This window comes from Robbsia betulipollinis, assembly GCF_026624755.1.
GTDB lineage: Bacteria > Pseudomonadota > Gammaproteobacteria > Burkholderiales > Burkholderiaceae > Robbsia > Robbsia betulipollinis.
The window spans coordinates 12,224-30,602 of the sequence record NZ_JAPMXC010000003.1; the positions used below are offsets into that span (position 1 = coordinate 12,224).

Consider the following 18,379-nt stretch of genomic DNA (forward strand, 5'->3'; position numbering starts at 1 on the left):
GACCGGGGCGGGACGCACCATGGCCGTCGCGTCCGCACGCGCCGTGCCGCTCGGGGCAGGACGCGGCGCGCGGCTGGTGGCGGTGGCGCGTCCCCCGGGAGCGTTGGCGCAAAAAAATTGAACTGATCCGCCCGCCCCGACACTGATAACGGCGCACGGGCATGCGTTTCACTGCCCGTTTCCTCGTCCTGCCCACCCCCCACCCGCATTTCCGCCTGTGAAAATGACCATGAATGAACGCCAGTTGATCGTCCTCGGCTCCCTGAACATGCTCGTCGCCGTGGGGGCCGGCGCATTCGGCGCCCATGGGCTGCGGCGCATCGTCAGCCCGGAGATGCTGGCCGTCTGGCAGACGGCGGTCACGTATCATCTGATCCACGGGCTCGGCCTGCTGATCGTCGCCCTGCTGATGCCGCGCATCGGCGTGGCGGCGTTGTCGGGCGCAGGGGTGACGATGTTCGTCGGCATCGTCCTGTTCAGCGGCAGCCTGTATGCGTTGACGCTCACCGGGGTCAAGGTGCTCGGCGCGGTGACGCCGCTCGGCGGCGTCGCATTGCTCGCGGCCTGGGCCTGGATCGCCGTCGCCGCCTGGCGTTCGGCCCGCTAACGTTTTTCCGGGAGACTCGATGCTGCACCACACGCCCCTGATCGCCACGATCGTCGCGGGCCTTTGCATTGCCTTCGTTTTCGGCGCCATCGCCAATCGTCTGAAAATCCCGCCGCTGGCCGGGTATCTGCTGGCCGGCATCGTCGTCGGACCGTTCACGCCCGGCTATGTCGCGGACCAGGGACTGGCGCCCGAACTGGCGGAAATCGGCGTGATTTTGCTGATGTTCGGCGTCGGGCTGCATTTTTCGTTGAAGGACCTGCTGTCGGTCAAGAACATCGCCATTCCCGGCGCGCTCGTGCAGATCGGCTTCGCCACGGGGCTGGGCTGGATGCTCGCGCGCCTGTTCGGCTGGACGACCGGCGCGGGCATCGTCTTCGGCCTGTCGCTGTCGGTGGCCAGCACGGTCGTCCTGCTGCGCGCGCTGCAGGACCAGCGGATACTCGATTCCGAAAAAGGCAAGGTGGCGATCGGCTGGCTGATCGTCGAGGATCTGGTGATGGTGCTGGCGCTGGTGCTGTTGCCGCCGTTCGCGGGTCTGCTCGGCGGCCATGCGGAAGGTCAGCCGGTGACGCTGAGCACGGCGACGCTGCTCTGGACGCTCGGGCTGACGCTGGCGAAGGTCGCGGCCTTCGTCGCGGTGATGCTGCTCGTCGGGCGGCGGGTGATTCCCTGGGTGCTCGTGCAGATCGCGATGACCGGCTCGAAGGAACTGTTCACGCTCGCGGTGCTGGCGATCGCGCTCGGCGTCGCGTTCGGCTCGGCGGCGATCTTCGGCGTCTCGTTCGCGCTGGGCGCCTTCTTCGCGGGGATGATCCTCGGGGAGTCGGAATTGAGCCACGACGCGGCGGCCGACATCCTGCCGCTGCGCGATGCGTTTTCGGTGCTGTTCTTCGTCTCCGTCGGCATGCTGTTCAATCCGCATGTGCTGATCGACGCGCCGCTGGCGGTGCTGGCCACGTTCCTGATCATCGTGGTGGGGAAATCGCTGGCGGCGCTGGTGATCGTCAAGCTGTTTCGCCGCACCACCGATACCGCGCTGACGATTGCCGCAAGCCTGGCGCAGATCGGCGAATTCTCGTTCATCCTGGCAAGCCTGGGGATCAGTCTCAAACTGCTGCCCGAGCATGGCCGCGACCTGATCCTCGCGGGCGCGATCCTGTCGATCATCCTCAATCCGCTGGTCTTCGCGATCGCGCGCCGGATCGCCGGGTATGGTGCCGCGCGTTCGCCGGCGCAGGGGGCGCTTGCCGCTGGCGCGATCGTGGATGACGGCGTGGCCGGTGTGGCGCAGCACGTCGCCGCCGGTCACGTCATCATCGTCGGCTATGGCCGGGTGGGGCGCGAAGTCGCCAAGACCCTGCGCGCGGCGCAGGCCGCCTTCGTCGTGGTCGACGACCGGCTCGACATCGTCGGCCGGCTGCGCGACGAGGGCGTGACCGCGGTGTGCGGCAATGGCGTGATGGTCGATGTGCTGGAGCAGGCGGGCATCGCCAGCGCCCGCTATCTGGTGATGTCGATTCCGAACGCGTTCGAGGCGGCGGAGGTCATCCGGCAGGCCCGCGAGCTGGGCCCGCAGGTGCACGTGCTGGCGCGCGCGCACAGTTCGGCGGAAATTGCCCACCTCGAGCAGCACGGCGCGCACCGGGTCGTCCTCGGCCAGCGCGAGATCGCGCGCAGCATGACCCATTACATCGCCGGTCTGGACGCCGAGGTCGCGCCCGGCGCGTGAGCGCCATGAAGCGTCAGCGGAACATGAAAGTGTTCAGCAGGACGATATTGCAGATCAGCACGGCGATGGCGGTGGGCGCCTGCACCTTGATCACCGCGTTCTTGTCCGGCAATTCCAGGAGCGCCACGGGCACGATGTTGAAATTGGCGGCCATCGGCGTGAGCAGGGTGCCGCAATAGCCGGAGAACATGCCGATCGCGGCCATGATCGCCGGGTCGCCATGGTAGACGCCGACCAGGATCGGCACGCCGACGCCGCCGGTCATCACCGGAAACGCGGCGAAGCCATTGCCCATCACGATCGTGAACAGCGCCATGCCGACGCAATACACGATCACCGCGACCAGACGGTAGTCCATGTTGATGTAGGCGGTGGTCAGGTGCGCGACGGCCTTGCCGACGCCGGCGTCCGAGAACACCAGCCCGAGCATGCCGAGCATCTGCGGCAGCACCACGGCCCAGCCCAGCGCATCGATCAGCCGCCGCGTTTCGCGCATCGATTGCCCCACCGTATCGCGGGTGATGACGCATGCCACGCCCACCGCGACGATGCAGCCGATGCCGAACGCGACCAGCGTGACGTTCTTCGGATCGATCAGCGGCACGCCGCCGAACACCAGATGCGGCGCGAGCAACGTGCCCACCACGGTGATCACCGGGATCGTCAGCGCCGGTACGAACAGCCGGTTGCCGAGCCGTTTCGCGCTCGCGCGCCGCACATCCTCGCGCAGCACGCGCGGTTTCCCCGAGGTCACGCCGCCGAAGCCGGCGATCAGCGCCATGATCACCACCGCCGCGCCGACGAACGCCGGCGGCAGGCGGTCGCCCACCAGGAAGGTCAATGCATAGATCAGCCAGAAACCGCCGGCCAGGAAGCGCCGGGGATGCTGCCGGTCCGTCAGGATCATGCCGGCGACCACCACCAGGATGAGGCCCAGCAGCCAGAACAGGTATTGGATCGACAAGGTCATCGACGGTCTCCGCGGGTTTCACGGACGTTACGAACGGCACGGGTGTCACCGATGTTGTCGGTGGGCCGGAGGGCGCCGTCCGGCGCGGGCAGGGACTGCAGTTCCTGGCGCAGGCGGCGGTCGAGGCGCCACAGCCGGAACGCATGGATGCAGAACGCGCAGATCGCGGTGGGAATGCCCCACATCGCCACATGCATGGGCTGGGTCTCGATGCCCGCCTCGCGCAGGAAGGTGACCATCAGCACGATCGCGCCGAACGCAACGAAGATGTCCTCGCCGAAGAACAGGCCGACATTGTCGGTGGCGGCGGCCCAGGCGCGCAGCCGGTAACGCACCGCGTCGCTCAGTTTGCCGAAGCGCGTCTCGGCGGCGCCTTCGGCCATCGGCGCGAGCAGCGGGCGCACCATCTGCGGATGCCCGCCCAGTCCGGTGAGTCCGATCGCCGCGGTGAGCTGGCGCACCAGCAGGTAGACGATCAGCAAGCGGCCGGTGGTGGCGGCGTGGATGCCGGAAATCCACGCCTGCGCGCGTTCGCGCAGGCCATGCCGTTCGAGCAGCCCGATCACCGCGAGCGGCAGCAGGATGATCAGCGGCAGGGCGCGGGCCTTGATGAAGCCCGATCCGATCTCGGCCAGTACCCGTTCGAGCGGAAAATGCGCGGCGAATCCGGTGATCAGCGCGGCGGCGGCCACCACCAGCATCGGGTTGAAGCGCAACAGGAAACCCGCGATGATCGCGGCAACGCCGATCAGGGGCCACAGACTGATTTGCATCAAGTACTCCAAATTGAAGGACCAGGGGGAACGGCAGGCAAGGTACAACGGAGCAAGGCAAGGCGCCGACGGAAATGCAAACGGTACCCGGTCAAAAATCGCGTGGGTGCCGCCATGCGGCGCCCACGCGCCCGTCAGCCGGCGCGAACGCGGATGTGACGGGCTTCCAGCGTTGCGCGGATGCGGCGGGCGAAGGCCAGCGCATGCGGGCCGTCACCGTGCAGACAGAATGTCTGCGCGTTCACCGCGCACCAGTCGCCTTCCACGGTACGCACGCGTTTTTCGTGGATCATTACCAGAATGCGCTCGATCATCGCCTCCTCGTCGTGGATCAGCGCGCCGGGCGCATCGCGCGGCACCAGCGAGCCGTCGGCGCGATAGCCGCGATCGGCGAACGCCTCCTCGACGACCGTCAGACCGGCACGCTGCGCGGCGGCGACGAGTTCGCCGCCGGCAAGACCGAAGACCGTGAGCGACGGATCGAACGCGGCGACGGCGCGCACGATCGCGTCCGCCAGAACCGGATCCCGCGCCGCCTGGTTGTATAGCGCCCCGTGCGGTTTGACATGCGCGATGCGCCCGCCGGCGGCGTGGACGATGGCCGCCAGCGCGCCCAGTTGATAGAGCATGCCGGCATGCACCTCGTCGGGCGTCAGATGCATTTCCGCGCGGCCGAAGTTTTCCCGGTCCAGAAAGCTCGGATGCGCGCCGATCGACACGCCCCGCGCCACGGCCCAGCGCGCGCAGTCGCGCATCGCATCGGCGCCACCCGCATGCCAGCCACAGGCGATATTCGCCGAGCTGACCAGATCGAGCAATGCTTCGTCGGTGGTGCAGCCTTCGCCCAGATCGGCGTTCAGATCGATTTCCATGATGCTCCATCGAGTCGACACGCGCGGCGGCGGTGTACCGCTCGCGCGTGCGGATCTAGGCGGCCGACCGCAGGCGGCGTTCGCGCTGCAGCCGGATCGCCAATTCCAGTTGGTGAAAATACGTTTCGATATCCAGCAAGGCCTGGCGCGCGTCGGCGTGCGAGCACTCGACGAAGCGCACTGGCGCGTTCAACCGTGTCTGCGCAAGTTGCCAGAGGTCGGCGGTAATCACCAGCGCCAGCTTCGGATAGCCGCCGGCGGTCTGCGCATCGCCCATCAGCAGGATGGGCTGACCGCCTGGCGGCACCTGGAGGGTACCCGGCAGGACCGCATGGGAGAGCAGTTCGCCACCGCTTTTGCGCGTCAGCGCCGGGCCGCCGAGCCGGTAACCCATGCGGTTGCTGGCGGGTGTCACCGTCCATTCGGCGTTCCACAGCGCGTCGTGCGCGGCAGGGCCGAAGCTTGCGTATTCGGGGCCGCGCAGCATCCGGACCCACTGCGCCTCGGCGCCGGAACGCGGATAGTCGCGCGAGACGCGCAGCGCGGGCCGCACCTGGGCGAAACGACACCAGTTCGGCGGCTTGACGCCGAAAGGCAAGGCATCGGCCGGTACGGCCGCGGCGGCCGCGGGCGCGGTGGCGCCGTCCAGCGGCAGGCGGTCGCCATCGCGCAGCGCGCGCCCGTCGTGGCCGCCGAAGCCGGACTTCAGGTCGGTGCTGCGCGAACCGAGCACGAGCGGGACGCCGATGCCGCCGGCCACGCCGAGATAGGCGCGCATGCCGCGCGACGGCACGCCCAGCGACAGCACCTGACCGGCCGCCACCGGCTGGCTCCACCATGCATGAATCGGGTGGCCGTCGAGCGTGGCCGCGCAGTCCGCGCCCGTCAGGGCGATGCGGGTCGCCGTGGCGAAACGCAACTGCACCGGTTGCCCGACGGTGAACTCGATGCCCGCCGCGGTTTCCGGATTGCCGACCAGGCGATTCGCGACGCGTAGCGCCAGCGTGTCGAGCGCGCCGCTTTGTCCCACGCCGTCATGCCGGTGTCCGGTGCGGCCCAGATCCTGGACCGAGCTGAAGAGTCCCGCGCGGAGGATGTCGATCATGCCGTCACGCTCGCGATCGTGAAGCGCACCTGATCGCCCGGTTGCATCAGACATGGCGATTCTCGTTGCGGGTCGAAGAAAACGAGGTCCGAACGCCCCAGCAATTGCCAGCCGCCCGGCGACGCCGCCGGATAGATGCCGGTTTGCTCGCCACCGATGCCGACCGAGCCCGCCGCGACCTGCAGGCGCGGGGTCGCGCGGCGCGGCGTGTGCAGACGCGGGTCGAGTCCGCCCAGATAGGCGAAACCCGGTTGAAATCCCAGGAAGTACACCGTGTAGCGGCCCGCGGCATGCAGCGCGGCGACGTCTTCCGTCGGCATGCCGGCATGCCGGGCGATTTCCGGCAGGTCCGGCCCGTGGGCGCCGCCATAGTGCACGGGCACGTCGACGATCCGGCCCGTGTCGGCGGCGGGTTTCGACGTTTCGCTCCATGCCTGTTCGAGCTGGCGGGCGAGCGCGGGGGCATCGGCCGCCAGCGGATCGAAAACGATCGTCAGATTGTTCATGCCCGGCACCACATCGACGATATGGGGCCAGTGGCGGGCCCGTTCGGCGACTTTCCACACGCGGGACTGGCATGCCAGCGTCGCGGGCGCGGGTGCGGCGACGAAAAAGGCACTATCGCCAAGCGGCTGGATCGTGGGACGCGACATGGCTCGGAAACCTTGATGAACGCAGAGAGGACGGGCAACGTGAAAGCGGCGTGACGTGGACGCGCGGCACGCCGCCATTGCAACGACGGCGACGGTAGCGGGACCATTTTACGTTGTACATAAATTATAGATAAATTATAAATAAAATTAATTTCCGGCGACGATCGTACGATCGTTCGATCGGCATGTCTGTCGTTATACTTTTCCGTCCGCTACGTCCGTGTCACCAACGAGCCTGCCTGCCATGTCGACATTGCCCGTCCCGATCGTCTCTTCATCCCATCTGCTGTCCGGGGTCAGCGCCGAGTTGTCCGAGCTCGAATATGGCCTGATCATGGCCGGCAACGCCTTCAACAAATGGATGACCCGCTGCATGGCCGCCGCCGGCGTCGACGACATGACGCCCATGGAGGTATCGCTGCTGCACCACGTCAATCATCGGCAGCGCAAGAAGAAACTGGCCGACATCTGTTTCGTGCTGAACATCGAGGACACGCATATCGCCAGCTACAGCTTGAAGAAACTGGTCAGCCGCGGCTATCTCGTGACCGAAAAAGCCGGCAAGGAGGTATTGTTCGCAGCCTCGGAACAGGGCCGCACGCTCTGTGCGCGGTATCGCGAGGTTCGGGAAAGCTGCCTCATGTCGACGCTGGCGGACGCGGGCCTGACGAATCAGCAGATCGGCGACGCCGCGCAACTGCTGCGCAACGTCTCGGGTCTTTACGATACCGCCGCGCGGGTGGCCGCGTCGCTCTGACGCGTCGCGCCGTCGCGATTTTCTTCGCGCCGGCGGATGGCGCGAACGAGGGCATCAAAGAAAAAAGCGATGTCCGCATCGTCATGCGGGCATCGCTTCGGTCCTGCGGTGATCGGGGTTAGGCGATCATCGGCTGGCTTCAGGCCTCGGTTTCGACCGCGAGCGCGGCGAAGAAGCTTGCCTGCGCGTTCACGTCGATACGGGCATGCACCCGGTTGATGCCGCTGATGGCCGAGCGAATCGACGCGGTCACCAGGTTCGGATGGATGCCGACGCCGAAGACGGTGCCCGGCAGGGCGTCGGTGGCCATTTCGGCGAAAGCCACCGCGGTGGCGTCGGCGCCTTGTCCGGTGGCCCGCTCCTCGTAATGCTGGATCCGTACCGGCACGCGCAACGCCTGCATCAGCGCGTCGAGCGGGCCGTTGCCTTCACCGCGCAGCACGCGCTGCTCGCCATGGATGCGCACGGTCAGGGCGATCGATTCGCGATCGCCTTGTTCCGCGAGATGGTGCTTCACGTACTCGATCGGCTCGGTCACGCGCGTGTACTCGTCGTTGAACAGCTCCCACAGGCTCGCCGCGCTGACCTCGCTGCCGGTGTCGTCGGTGATCTTCTGCACCGCGCCGCTGAATTCCACCTGCAGGCGGCGCGGCATCGCCAACCCATAGCCCTGCTCCAGCAGATAGGCGATGCCGCCCTTGCCCGACTGGCTGTTCACGCGAATGATCGAATCGTAGGTGCGGCCGATATCGCTCGGATCGATCGGCAGATAGGGCACTTCCCAGAGGGCATCGGCCTGCTGCACCGCGAAGCCTTTCTTGATCGCGTCCTGATGCGAGCCCGAAAAGGCGGTGAAGACGAGGTCGCCCACATAGGGATGACGCGGGTGGATCGGCAACTGGTTGCACTCCTCCACGGTACGCGCGATCTCGTTGATCTTGGAGAAGTCGAGTTGCGGATCGACGCCCTGCGAGTACAGATTGAGCGCCAGCGTCACGAGGTCGACATTGCCGGTACGCTCGCCATTGCCGAACAGGCAGCCCTCGACGCGGTCGGCGCCGGCCAGCACCGCGAGTTCGGCCGCCGCCACCGCGGTACCGCGGTCATTGTGCGGATGCACGCTGATCACGATGCTGTCGCGCCGTTCCAGGTGGCGGTGCATCCATTCGATCTGGTCGGCATAGTGGTTCGGCGTGCCGACTTCGACGGTGGCCGGCAGATTGAAGATCATCTTGCGCTCGGGCGTCGGTCCCCAGGCGGCGCTGACCGCGTCGCAGACTTCCTTGGCGAAATCGAGTTCGGTCGCGGTGAAGCATTCAGGGCTGTACTGGAACGTCCATTCGGTCTCGGGATGGCGCTCGGCGATCTCCCGGATCATCCGCGTACCCTTGACCGCGAGCGCCTTGACGCTGTCCTTGTCGGTATTGAAGACGATCCTGCGCCAGGCCGGCGCGGTCGCGTTGTAGAGATGAACGATCGCTTTCTTCGCACCCTGCACGGATTCCATCGTGCGCCGGATCAGATCCTCGCGCGATTGCGTCAGAACCTCGATGGTCACGTCGTCGGGAATATGGCCGTTTTCCACCAAACCGCGGACGAAATCGAAGTCGGTCTGCGAGGCCGACGGAAAAGCGACTTCGATTTCCTTCAGGCCGATCTGCACCAGGGTCTTGAACATGCGCATCTTGCGTTCGGCATCCATCGGCTCGAACAGGGACTGGTTGCCGTCGCGCAGATCCGTGCTCATCCAGATCGGCGGATGGGTGAGGGTCTTCGTGGGCCAGGCACGGTCGGGGAGATCGACCGGGGCGACGGGACGGTATTTGCTCGACGGGTTCTTCAACATGGCGGTTCTCGCGTGGCGACTAAAGTGGACGAAGGGCGTGATCCGGGCGGGGCCGACGACGGCGCGAACAGGGCGTGAGACCACGTTACGGCGCTGCGGACCAACACAAATCTACGGGAATTCAGGGGGAGAAACCGGCTGGTCGGCGCAATGAGGGTCAAGGCGCGGTGCAGCCAAATGCGGGGCGAAGGCGACGCGAATTACGACTTCAGATTCGCGATAGTAGGCCTAGCCCGGACGATAGGGCTAGTAGCGATGCGTGGAGGTGAGAGGTCTTGTAAGCAGACATGGCGAAAGTATGGGGAGAAAAGCGCATTCCTGTCAACCCTCTTTCGTTGCACTGGACCTCCGCGAAGGCAACGCGACATGCCCGCGACCCGTTGCGCCGACCATGCCGGCTGCGGATCCAACAGGAGCGGGAGATGACGACAACGCAATGCGCGGCGGGCGGGGACAAGGGCGGGCCGACCGGCTGGATGCGCCGGGGTGCGGCGGCGGTACGCGCGGGGGCGCGGGACTTTCCACGCGAGCGGATCGGCACCTTGCTGGTGTTCATGGGGGCCGGCGTGGGCACCGGCGGCTGGATTGCCGATATTCCCCGCGTGCGCCAGGCCCTGCAACTGTCGACCACCGAATTGGGTATTGCGTTGCCGGGCTTCGGCGGGGGCGCGCTGATGGCAACGCTGCTGATGAGTCAACTCGCCAAACGCGTGAGCAGCGGCGCTGCCACGCTGGGAGCGGCGGCGTGTTTCCTGGTGGCGCTGCTCGGGCCGGCATTCGCCACGAGCCATGTCTGGCTGATCGCCGCCTTGCTCGCGCTGGGTTTCGCGGTCGGCGCGCTGGAAGTTTCGATGAATGCGCACGGCGCCGGGATCGAACGGCGCATGGGCCGTCCCGTCATGTCGTCCTTTTTCGCCGCGAACAGTTGCGGCGCGTTGCTGGGCACGGCGGTTGGCGGGCTGATGGCGGCGCTGGGCGGCTCCGCGCGCGCGGGCCTGCTGGCGCCCGCGGCCGTGGCGATGCTGCTGCTCGCGCTTGCATGGAAAGTGGGGGTGAATGGCGCATCGGCCGGGGCCGCGAACGCGGCCCGTCGGGCGGACCCGAAGCCGCCGCGGCCGGCTGTCGCGGATGCTGCCGATGCTGCCGATGCTGCCGATGCCGCGTGCGAGACGGGTTCGCGCACGGGTTCGCCGCAGGCGGTGCCGTCGGCGGTTGCCGTCGACGGCACGAACGCGGGCGCGGATCGCGCCGCCGGGCCGTCCGGTGCGTGGATTCGCTGGATGGGGCTATGGTTCACCTCGTTGATGCTGGGCCTCTCGACCGCGCTGGCGATGGTGCTGCAGGGGGCGGTGGGGGACTGGAGTGGCCTCTACCTGAGTCTGGTGGTGGGGGCCGGCGACGCGGCGGCGACCCTCGGGTTCGGTTGTTTTTCCGTGGCGATGGCCGTCAGCCGCCTGTGCGGCGACCGCGTCGTCGCCGGCATGGGGCCGATGCGCACGGTGCGCCTGGGCGCGCTCACCGCCGTCGCCGGCTATATCCTGCTGCTGTCCTATCCCGGCGTCCTGACGGCCTGCGTGGGTTTCGCTCTGGTGGGCCTGGGCATCGGCAACATCCTGCCCGTGGTGCTGAGCACGGTCGGCCGACTGGGCAAGCATCCGGCCAGCGCGATTGCCGTGGCGATGACCATCGGTTACGCGGGGGCCATGCTGGGGCCGGTCCTGATCGGGTTTTGCGCCGATCGCATCGGCCTGCGCCAGGCCTCGATCGGTCTGCTGCTGGTCAGCGTTCTGCTGGCCACGGTCGCAGCGGCCTGCGTCGGCCATGCCGGGCGACTGCGACCGGCGCGGGAGTGAGCACCGCGCCGGCACCCGCTTCGGCACCCGTGCCGGCCGCGCGCTAGTCGTCGCTGGACGACAACGGCGCGGCCACCGATTCGAGCGAGCGTCCCTCGGCGGCGATGCCCCAGCGCCAGTGGATCGCGGCGGCGGCGACCATCAGCAACGAACCGAACAGGTAGCCCGCGTAGACATTGCCGCGCCGGTGGCTGTCGATCAGCCAGCCGAACAACGCCGGCCCCGCCACGCCCCCCAGGCCGGTGCCGATCGCGTAGAACGCCGCGATCGCGAGCGCCCGGATCTCCAGCGGGAAGGTCTCGCTGACCGTGAGGTAGGCGGCGCTGGCGGCCGACGAGGCGAAGAAGAAGATCACCATCCACGCGATCGTCTGCGTGCGCGCGTCGAGCACGCCGATATAGAACAGATAGCCGGAAAGGGTCAGCAGGATGCCCGAGGCGGCATAGGTCGAGGCGATCATCGGACGGCGCCCGACGACGTCGAACAGACGGCCGAGACAGACGGGTCCGAGAAAATTTCCCAGCGCGAACGGCAACAGGTACCAGCCGACATGGGCGGACGGCACCCGATAGAAATCCGTCAGCACCAGCGCGTAGGTGAAGAAGATCGCATTGTAGAAGAACGCCTGCGCGGCCATAAGCGCCAGTCCCACCACCGCGCGCTGGCGGTGCACGGTGAAGATCGTGTGCCACACCTCGCGCAGCGGCGTGTGATCGCGCATGCGCAGGTGCAATTGCGGCAGCGCGGCATCGTCCGCCATGGCGAGCCCTTCGCCGCGCACCCGTGCCTCGATCGATTCGACGATCTCGCGCGCCTCGTCGACGCGTCCGTGCGTGATCAGCCAGCGCGGGCTTTCCGGCAGGTGGCGGCGCAGGAACAGAATGCCCAGGCCAAGCACGCCACCGATCAGGAAACACACGCGCCAGCCCGTATCGACGCTCAGCACCGCGGGGTCGAGCAGGACGATCGAGCCCGCCGCGCCCACGCCCGCACCCAGCCAGAAGCTGCCGTTGATGACCAGATCGGTCCAGCCGCGCACCCGTGCCGGCGTCAGTTCCTGGATGGTCGAATTGACCGCCGTATACTCGCCGCCGATGCCCGCTCCCGTAAGAAAACGGAACAGGACGAAACTCGCGAGATTCCATGAAAACGCCGTGGCGAGCGTCGCGCCCACGTATAGCAGCAAGGTCGCAAAGAACAGCTTGCGCCGGCCGATCCGGTCGGTCAGCCAGCCGAAGAGCAGCGCCCCCAGCACCGCGCCGGCAAGATAGGCGCTGCTGACGATGCCGATATCGGCGTTGTCGAAATGCAGCGACGCCGCCGATTTCAGCGAGCCTGCCACGGCGCCCGCCAGCGTGACCTCCAGGCCGTCGAGCAACCAGGTGATGCCGAGCGACACCACCACCAGGGCATGGAAGCGGCTCCAGGGCAGGCGGTCGAGGCGGCCCGGGAGATCGGTCGTGATCCGGTCTCCCCGGATAGGGTGCGAAGCGGCGCGCGGACGCGCGCGCGGGACAGGCGAGGGTGCGATCTTTCGCTCCAGGCTTTGGACGAGCGTGTCACGGGGTGTCGGGCCGAACGGGACGGCGCGACCGCCGTGTGGACCGCTCGGGTTTTCCTGAGCCTAGCGTATTTCACGATTCGTTGCGCGAACCGTTCGGCCAGGGCCCGCATCGCGTCGCGTGTATCGTCGCGCGCGCGGCACGCGCGATTGCCCGCGTCGGCTCATTGTGCTAAAAACGCTGATTCCCTTGTGCGGCTTCTCGTGCACAGATCGCCGGGTACTCGAGCAGACTGAAGGATCATGACTTTTTGCGCTATCGATTTCGGCACTTCCAATTCCGCGCTCGCGTTGCCGACGCCGCCCTCGGCCGCGGCGCCGGCCGGCGGCTCGCGACTCATCGCGCTCGAGGGAGCGCAACCCACCTTGCCGACCGCCGTGTTCTTCAATGCGGATGAGCACACGCGCGCGTTCGGCCGGGCCGCCATCGCGGAGTACATCGACGGCTATGAAGGCCGTCTGATGCGTTCGCTGAAGAGCATCCTGGGTTCGCCGCTGGCGCTGGGCGTCACCGAACTGGGCGACGGCTCCGCGCTGCCGTTTCTCGACATCATCGCGCTGTTCCTCGATCACCTGTTGCAGACCGCGCGGCGCACCAGTGGCGCGCCCGTCACGCAGGCCGTCATGGGCCGGCCGGTGTTCTTCGTCGACGACGATCCGCAGGCCGACGCCGAAGCGCAGGCACAGCTGGAAGCCGCGGCGCGCTCGGTCGGGCTGCGCGATGTCGTGTTCCAGTACGAACCGATTGCCGCGGCGTTCGATTACGAGTCGGGTCTGAGCGACGAGCAGATCGTGCTGGTGGTCGACATCGGCGGCGGCACCTCGGACTTTTCGCTGGTGCGCGTCGGTCCCGGGCGGGCGGCGCGGCTCGACCGGCGCGACGACGTGCTCGGGCATCACGGCGTGCATGTCGCCGGGACCGATATCGACAAGCGCGTGGCGCTCGCGAGCGTCATGCGCGAGCTCGGCTACCGGTCGACCGATGTCGAGGGCCGCGAGATTCCGAACCGGATCTATTTCGACCTGTCCACCTGGCACCTGGTCAATACGATCTATGGTGCGCGGCGGATCGCGGAATTCAAGCTCATGCGGCATATCTACCGGGACGAAGCTTATCCGGCGCGGCTGGAGCGGGTCTTCGATCAGCGGCTCGGCCATGCGTTGATCGGCCTCTCGGAAGGCGCGAAGATCGCCGTGTCGGCCGGCGGCGACACGTCGATCGACCTTGGTCTGATCGAGGAGGCGTTGTGCACGCCGTTCGACGGCGAGCGCCTCGCGCAGGCGTCGGCCGAGGAAACGCAGCGCATCGTCGCCGCGGCGCTCGATACCGCGCGTCAGGCCGGGATCCGGCCGGAGCAGGTGGGTGCGTTGTATTTCACCGGCGGCTCCACCGGTCTGAAATTCCTGTCCACGGCAATCAGCGCCGCGTTTCCGGCCGCCACCGCCGTGCACGGCGATCCCCTGGCCAGCGTGGCGAAGGGGCTGGGCATCTACGCCGAGCGCATTTTCCGCTGACGCCCGACGCAAAAGCCGGACGAAAAAAAACCGCGCTGAGGCGCGGTTCGTCGTTTCGGCAGCGCGCGACGCGCACTGCCGAAACTGCCGATCAGACCGGCTGGATGTTCGAAGCTTGCTTGCCCTTCGGACCGGTCTTGACGTCGAAGCTGACCTTCTGGTTTTCCTGCAGCGACTTGAAGCCGTCAGCACGAATTTCCGAGAAGTGCGCGAAGAGGTCCTCGCCGCCATCGTCCGGGGTGATGAAGCCGAAGCCCTTAGCGTCGTTGAACCACTTAACGGTACCGGTTGCCATAATACGTTCCTAACTAAATTGTGTTGAAGTGGGCGAAAAGCCCGGTTTGCATGATATCAAGGAGGTAAATATGACGACCGGAGTACCGTTCTGAGGCGACTACGTGTAGGCAAATACTCGTCGCTTGAAAATCCTGCCAATACTTTATACGGTTAAATTTTCAGGACGTCAACCGCTTTTGTGCTTCTACCCGTTCGTTTGCCGCGCAAAACGGCATTACGGCCCGTAAGACCCGCGGCATGAGGCGCGGGCGGCCCGGCTGAGGCAACCGGGGTGCGCATGCGAACCACCAACGCTCTCGACCATGCGCGCGCGTCGCGCGCCTTCCTGGGAGTTTACGCATGCCGCCCGTCACCGTTACCTCATTCAAGCATCCCCCGTGGAACACGTACGAACGCGCAGAGTCGCGCGAGTCGTCGCCGCGTTCTTCTCCGGCTTCCTCTCCGCGGTCCTCGCCCGTTCCGCCTCGCGCGACTGCGCCGGAGACGGCACCCGTCACGTCGCCGCCCGAAACGTTCGGTGGCGTGCGATTTTCCACGGATATTCTCGATCTGTCGTCCCAGGACGCCATGGATTCGGCTCCGGGGCTCGCCAAACTACAGCGTGCGCTGTCCTTGGGCGACGGCCGCGTTGCCGGCCTCTGGGTGAAACTGCCCAATGGCGTGCGCACGCCGATGATCGTCAGGCGCCATGGTCGTCATGCCATCGAGCTGGCCCTGCTATACGAAAAGCGCTCCCACGGGGATACCTCCGCGGTCGATCGCGCGGAACTGGTAAAGCGCTTGAAAAGCGTGCTGACGGCGGAGACGAAGGGCGTGTTCAAGACCTACAGCCAGATCACCGAGGTCTGGAAAGCGGCTCAGGAAAACGCCGAGGCCTGTCACCAGCGCCTCGCAGATCAACTGCACTGGCATGCATCCGCGGGCAGGACATTGCGCGAGGGCCTGGCGGACGAGAAGGAACTGCGGGACATCGTCGCGGATCCTGCCTGGCAACGAATGCAGGCGAAACGCGCAAAGCGGAGTTCGCTCGGCTTCACGCTGCCGCACGATGCGGACGCGGTTTCCAGCCCGCGACGCGCGCGCGACGACATGACGAAGGTCATCGCGGCCAAGTTCGAGGACACGCCCTCGGAAGACGCCCGGCGCACTGCCCCCAAGGCTTCGCCGGATGCGGGGACGGCGCCGTGGCCACCCGCGGCGGCGTGGACACGGCGTGGGCCGCTGCGTCCTTCCCCGGCCAACCGCACGGTGCTGTTGGATATCATGCCGCAGACGAAATTTTGAACGAGCCGTCCCGTTGACCGGGGGGCGGTCCGTTTCGCCGCCAGCCGCTGCCTGCTCAGGCGGGCTGGAAAACCTGCTGCAATTCGCCGGACTGGTACATTTCGGTCATGATGTCCGAACCGCCGATGAATTCGCCGTTGACGTACAACTGCGGAATCGTCGGCCACGAGGAGAATTCCTTGATGCCCTGGCGGATTTCGCCGTCCTCGAGAACATTGACCGTGAACGGCTTCTCCACGCCGCATGCCTTCAGGATCTGGATGGCGCGGCCGGAGAAGCCGCACATCGGGAACTGGGCGGTGCCCTTCATGAAGAGCACGACCGGGTGGTCCGTGACGAGTTGCTGGATGCGAGCTTGGGTGTCCATGGCGGGAACCTGAAAAAGAGGAGCGTAGTCGGGCAGATAATAGCGGAATTCAGGAAATCAAGTCCGGGTCTCCGCGGGCGGGGCAGGGTCTTGCCGGTGCGGTGCGTCGCAAGGTGATGCGGGCGGCGCGAACCGTCCGCAGGTCACGCGGTCCCGGTCGCCGAGGTCGCGGGCGGTCACCACGGCCTGCAAGCCATTCTCGACCAGAACGCGGCGTACCGCTTCTCCCTGGTCGTAGCCATGCTCGATCATCAGGGCGCCGCCGGCCAGCAGCCAGCGCGGCGCCCCGGCGGCGATCGCGCGGATCGCGCCCAGGCCATCCCCCTCGTCGGTCAGGGCGCCGCGCGGCTCGAAGCGCAGGTCGCCGTTCTCCAGGTGGGGGTCGGTCGCGGCGATGTAGGGCGGATTGCTGACGATCAGATCGAATTTCCGCGGTGCCGCGTCATCCAGCGCACCGAACCAGTCGCCCGTGAGGAAATCGAGGGGTAAGGTCGGGCCGCGTTCGGTCGGGCCGCGTTCGGTCGGGCCGCGCTCTGTTTTCAGCAGGGCGGCGGCATTGGCGCGCGCTACGGCGAGCGCATCTTCCGAGCGATCCGTCGCCACCACGCTCACCGCCGGACGCTCGGCTGCGATCGTCACGGCGATCGCCCCGCTGCCGGTGCCGAGATCCAGTATCCGTAACGTACGGTGCGGCACGCGGGCGTCCACCGGGGCGGCGGCGCGCCGGTCGATGTCGGCCAGCGCGAGTTCGACGAGCAGTTCGGTATCGGGTCGCGGAATCAGGACTGCCGCCGTCACCGCGAAGCGGCGGCCGTAGAATTCCCGTGCGCCGACCAGCTGCGCCACCGGCTCGCCCGCCGCGCGACGCGCTTCGAGTCGTTTAAACGCGGCGACGGCCACGGCGTCGAGCGGGACATGCGCACGCGTGATCAGTTCGGTGCGTCGCCAGCCGAGTGCGTGACAGAGCAGTACGCGGGCGTCCAGCGCATCGAGCGGACTCGCGGCCAGCAGCGTGCCCGCATCGACCGCCTGCTCCGATCCGGACCCGGGGACGTTCCCCGCACGCAACGGCGGCATCACTCGGTCTCGCCCAGCGCGGCGAGTTGTTCCGCCTGATGCTCGCTGGCGAGCGCGCCGATCATTTCGTCGAGGTCGCCGTCCATGATGCCGTCGAGCCGGTAGAGCGTCAGATTGATCCGGTGGTCGGTCATCCGCCCTTGCGGAAAGTTGTAGGTCCGGATGCGCTCGGACCGGTCGCCCGAGCCGATCAGGCTCTTGCGCGTGGCGGCTTCCTTCGCGTGCGCGGCCTGATCCTGCTTGTCCTTGATCCGCGCGGCGAGCACCTTCAACGCGCGATCCTTGTTCTTGTGCTGCGAGCGGTCGTCCTGGCATTCCACGACGATGCCGGTCGGCAGGTGGGTGACCCGCACGGCCGAATCGGTTTTATTGATGTGCTGTCCGCCGGCGCCCGACGCACGGAAGGTGTCGATGCGCAGATCGGCCGGATTGATCGTGACCTCGGCGACCTCGTCGGCTTCCGGCATCACCGCGACCGTGCAGGCGGACGTATGGATGCGGCCCTGTGCCTCCGTCGCCGGCACGCGCTGCACGCGGTGTCCGCCGGATTCGAATTTCAGATGCGAGAACGCGCCCTGGCCGATCAGCCGGACGATGACTTCCTTGTAGCCGCCGAGATCGGACGCGCTCTCGGACATCATTTCGACCTGCCACTGCTTGCGTTCCGCGTAGCGCAGATACATGCGCAGCAGGTCGCCGGCGAACAGCGCGCTTTCGTCGCCGCCGGTTCCCGCGCGGATTTCGACGAAGATGTTCCGGTCGTCGTTCGGATCCTTGGGCAGCAGCATCGCCTGCAGGTCGCGTTCCAGCACGATCATGCGTTCGCGCGCCTGCTGCAGTTCGTCTTCGGCGAAAGCCTTCATCGCCGGGTCGGACAGCATTTCCAGCGCGTCGCGTTCATCGCCGTGGGCGGCGCGCCAGCGTCCGTATTGTTCGACGACGGGCGACAGTTCGGCATGTTCGCGGTTGAGTCGGCGATACTGGCCCATGTCGGAGACGATATCCTCGCTCGAGAGGAGCAGGTTCAGTTCATCGAGCCGGTTCACAAGCTGGTCGAGCTTGCCTTGCATGCTGGCTTTCATCGGTCTTGTCTTCGAAGCGGTTGCGAAT

The 18,379-nt window shown here is 66.9% G+C and carries 17 protein-coding genes; 6 read left to right on the forward strand and 11 right to left on the reverse strand.

Annotation, left to right across the window (positions count from 1 at the left end; translation table 11 throughout):
• Positions 1-229 precede the first annotated feature (229 nt).
• Positions 230-607, forward strand: coding sequence for a DUF423 domain-containing protein (locus OVY01_RS13350; RefSeq protein WP_267848274.1), 378 nt, complete (start codon positions 230-232; stop codon positions 605-607).
• Between the two features lie 19 nt (positions 608-626).
• Positions 627-2,339 (forward strand): YbaL family putative K(+) efflux transporter, encoded by a 1,713-nt coding sequence (gene ybaL / locus OVY01_RS13355; protein WP_267848100.1) that lies wholly within the window; start codon positions 627-629, stop codon positions 2,337-2,339.
• 13 nt (positions 2,340-2,352) lie between these two features.
• Here ybaL and OVY01_RS13360 read toward each other — a convergent pair whose 3' ends face one another.
• The 5 genes from OVY01_RS13360 to pxpB form a co-directional block, all read right to left on the reverse strand.
• Positions 2,353-3,309 (reverse strand): DUF979 domain-containing protein, encoded by a 957-nt coding sequence (locus OVY01_RS13360; RefSeq protein ID WP_267848101.1) that lies wholly within the window; start codon positions 3,307-3,309, stop codon positions 2,353-2,355.
• On the reverse strand, positions 3,306-4,082 hold the full coding sequence (locus OVY01_RS13365; protein WP_267848102.1) for a DUF969 domain-containing protein: 777 nt from the start codon (positions 4,080-4,082) through the stop codon (positions 3,306-3,308). The genes OVY01_RS13360 and OVY01_RS13365 overlap by 4 nt, the downstream gene beginning before the upstream one ends.
• 134 nt (positions 4,083-4,216) lie before the next feature.
• Complete coding sequence (gene pxpA, locus OVY01_RS13370) at positions 4,217-4,954, reverse strand: 5-oxoprolinase subunit PxpA (protein ID WP_267848103.1); 738 nt, start codon at positions 4,952-4,954, stop codon at positions 4,217-4,219.
• Positions 4,955-5,009: 55 nt separating this feature from the next.
• Positions 5,010-6,059: a 5-oxoprolinase subunit C family protein gene (locus tag OVY01_RS13375; RefSeq protein WP_267848104.1), complete on the reverse strand. Its 1,050-nt coding sequence runs from the start codon at positions 6,057-6,059 to the stop codon at positions 5,010-5,012.
• Entirely contained in the window at positions 6,056-6,712 is a 657-nt protein-coding gene (gene pxpB, locus OVY01_RS13380) for a 5-oxoprolinase subunit PxpB (protein WP_267848105.1), read from the reverse strand. Before pxpB ends, OVY01_RS13375 begins: the two co-directional genes overlap by 4 nt.
• A gap of 244 nt (positions 6,713-6,956) precedes the next feature.
• On the opposite strand from pxpB, the gene OVY01_RS13385 reads away from it, so the two are divergent.
• The gene (locus tag OVY01_RS13385) at positions 6,957-7,469 is read left to right on the forward strand and encodes a winged helix DNA-binding protein (protein WP_267848106.1); all 513 of its coding nucleotides are present in this window, start codon (positions 6,957-6,959) and stop codon (positions 7,467-7,469) included.
• Between the two features lie 139 nt (positions 7,470-7,608).
• On the opposite strand, the gene leuA is transcribed toward OVY01_RS13385, so the two are convergent.
• On the reverse strand, positions 7,609-9,315 hold the full coding sequence (gene leuA / locus OVY01_RS13390; protein WP_267848107.1) for a 2-isopropylmalate synthase: 1,707 nt from the start codon (positions 9,313-9,315) through the stop codon (positions 7,609-7,611).
• A gap of 422 nt (positions 9,316-9,737) precedes the next feature.
• On the opposite strand from leuA, the gene OVY01_RS13395 reads away from it, so the two are divergent.
• Positions 9,738-11,168 carry an MFS transporter gene (locus tag OVY01_RS13395; RefSeq protein WP_267848108.1) on the forward strand — a complete coding sequence of 477 codons (1,431 nt, stop codon included), beginning with the start codon at positions 9,738-9,740 and terminating at the stop codon, positions 11,166-11,168.
• 43 nt (positions 11,169-11,211) lie between these two features.
• Here OVY01_RS13395 and OVY01_RS13400 read toward each other — a convergent pair whose 3' ends face one another.
• Positions 11,212-12,648: an MFS transporter gene (locus OVY01_RS13400; protein ID WP_267848275.1), complete on the reverse strand. Its 1,437-nt coding sequence runs from the start codon at positions 12,646-12,648 to the stop codon at positions 11,212-11,214.
• Positions 12,649-12,972: 324 nt separating this feature from the next.
• Between OVY01_RS13400 and OVY01_RS13405 the strand changes: the two genes are divergently transcribed.
• Positions 12,973-14,244: an Hsp70 family protein gene (locus tag OVY01_RS13405; RefSeq protein ID WP_267848109.1), complete on the forward strand. Its 1,272-nt coding sequence runs from the start codon at positions 12,973-12,975 to the stop codon at positions 14,242-14,244.
• Positions 14,245-14,335: 91 nt separating this feature from the next.
• Here OVY01_RS13405 and OVY01_RS13410 read toward each other — a convergent pair whose 3' ends face one another.
• Positions 14,336-14,539, reverse strand: a complete 204-nt coding sequence (locus OVY01_RS13410) for a cold-shock protein (protein WP_267848110.1) — start codon at positions 14,537-14,539, stop codon at positions 14,336-14,338.
• A gap of 614 nt (positions 14,540-15,153) precedes the next feature.
• Here OVY01_RS13410 and OVY01_RS13415 point away from each other — a divergent pair.
• Positions 15,154-15,825 carry a hypothetical protein gene (locus OVY01_RS13415; protein WP_267848111.1) on the forward strand — a complete coding sequence of 224 codons (672 nt, stop codon included), beginning with the start codon at positions 15,154-15,156 and terminating at the stop codon, positions 15,823-15,825.
• Between the two features lie 55 nt (positions 15,826-15,880).
• Here the strand turns inward: OVY01_RS13415 and grxD are convergent, their stop codons facing one another.
• From grxD to prfA, 3 genes are read right to left on the reverse strand one after another with little or no spacing between them, the layout of a single operon-like run.
• Positions 15,881-16,192, reverse strand: coding sequence for a Grx4 family monothiol glutaredoxin (gene grxD, locus OVY01_RS13420; protein WP_267848112.1), 312 nt, complete (start codon positions 16,190-16,192; stop codon positions 15,881-15,883).
• Positions 16,193-16,249: 57 nt separating this feature from the next.
• On the reverse strand, positions 16,250-17,269 hold the full coding sequence (prmC, locus tag OVY01_RS13425; RefSeq protein ID WP_267848113.1) for a peptide chain release factor N(5)-glutamine methyltransferase: 1,020 nt from the start codon (positions 17,267-17,269) through the stop codon (positions 16,250-16,252).
• Complete coding sequence (gene prfA / locus OVY01_RS13430) at positions 17,269-18,351, reverse strand: peptide chain release factor 1 (RefSeq protein WP_267848114.1); 1,083 nt, start codon at positions 18,349-18,351, stop codon at positions 17,269-17,271. The genes prmC and prfA overlap by 1 nt, the downstream gene beginning before the upstream one ends.
• Positions 18,352-18,379 lie beyond the last annotated feature (28 nt).

Excerpts from the sequence above, each read along its gene's own strand:
- OVY01_RS13395 (WP_267848108.1), top strand. The coding sequence starts at position 9,738 with ATGACGACAACGCAATGCGCGGCGGGCGGGGACAAGGGCGGGCCGACC.
- OVY01_RS13385 (WP_267848106.1), top strand. The coding sequence starts at position 6,957 with ATGTCGACATTGCCCGTCCCGATCGTCTCTTCATCCCATCTGCTGTCC.
- OVY01_RS13350 (WP_267848274.1), top strand. The coding sequence starts at position 230 with ATGAATGAACGCCAGTTGATCGTCCTCGGCTCCCTGAACATGCTCGTC.
- OVY01_RS13405 (WP_267848109.1), top strand. The coding sequence starts at position 12,973 with ATGACTTTTTGCGCTATCGATTTCGGCACTTCCAATTCCGCGCTCGCG.
- prmC (WP_267848113.1), bottom strand. The coding sequence starts at position 17,269 with ATGCCGCCGTTGCGTGCGGGGAACGTCCCCGGGTCCGGATCGGAGCAG.
- OVY01_RS13360 (WP_267848101.1), bottom strand. The coding sequence starts at position 3,309 with ATGACCTTGTCGATCCAATACCTGTTCTGGCTGCTGGGCCTCATCCTG.
- pxpA (WP_267848103.1), bottom strand. The coding sequence starts at position 4,954 with ATGGAAATCGATCTGAACGCCGATCTGGGCGAAGGCTGCACCACCGAC.
- OVY01_RS13410 (WP_267848110.1), bottom strand. The coding sequence starts at position 14,539 with ATGGCAACCGGTACCGTTAAGTGGTTCAACGACGCTAAGGGCTTCGGC.
- OVY01_RS13375 (WP_267848104.1), bottom strand. The coding sequence starts at position 6,059 with ATGATCGACATCCTCCGCGCGGGACTCTTCAGCTCGGTCCAGGATCTG.
- pxpB (WP_267848105.1), bottom strand. The coding sequence starts at position 6,712 with ATGTCGCGTCCCACGATCCAGCCGCTTGGCGATAGTGCCTTTTTCGTC.
- grxD (WP_267848112.1), bottom strand. The coding sequence starts at position 16,192 with ATGGACACCCAAGCTCGCATCCAGCAACTCGTCACGGACCACCCGGTC.
- leuA (WP_267848107.1), bottom strand. The coding sequence starts at position 9,315 with ATGTTGAAGAACCCGTCGAGCAAATACCGTCCCGTCGCCCCGGTCGAT.
- ybaL (WP_267848100.1), top strand. The coding sequence starts at position 627 with ATGCTGCACCACACGCCCCTGATCGCCACGATCGTCGCGGGCCTTTGC.
- prfA (WP_267848114.1), bottom strand. The coding sequence starts at position 18,351 with ATGAAAGCCAGCATGCAAGGCAAGCTCGACCAGCTTGTGAACCGGCTC.
- OVY01_RS13365 (WP_267848102.1), bottom strand. The coding sequence starts at position 4,082 with ATGCAAATCAGTCTGTGGCCCCTGATCGGCGTTGCCGCGATCATCGCG.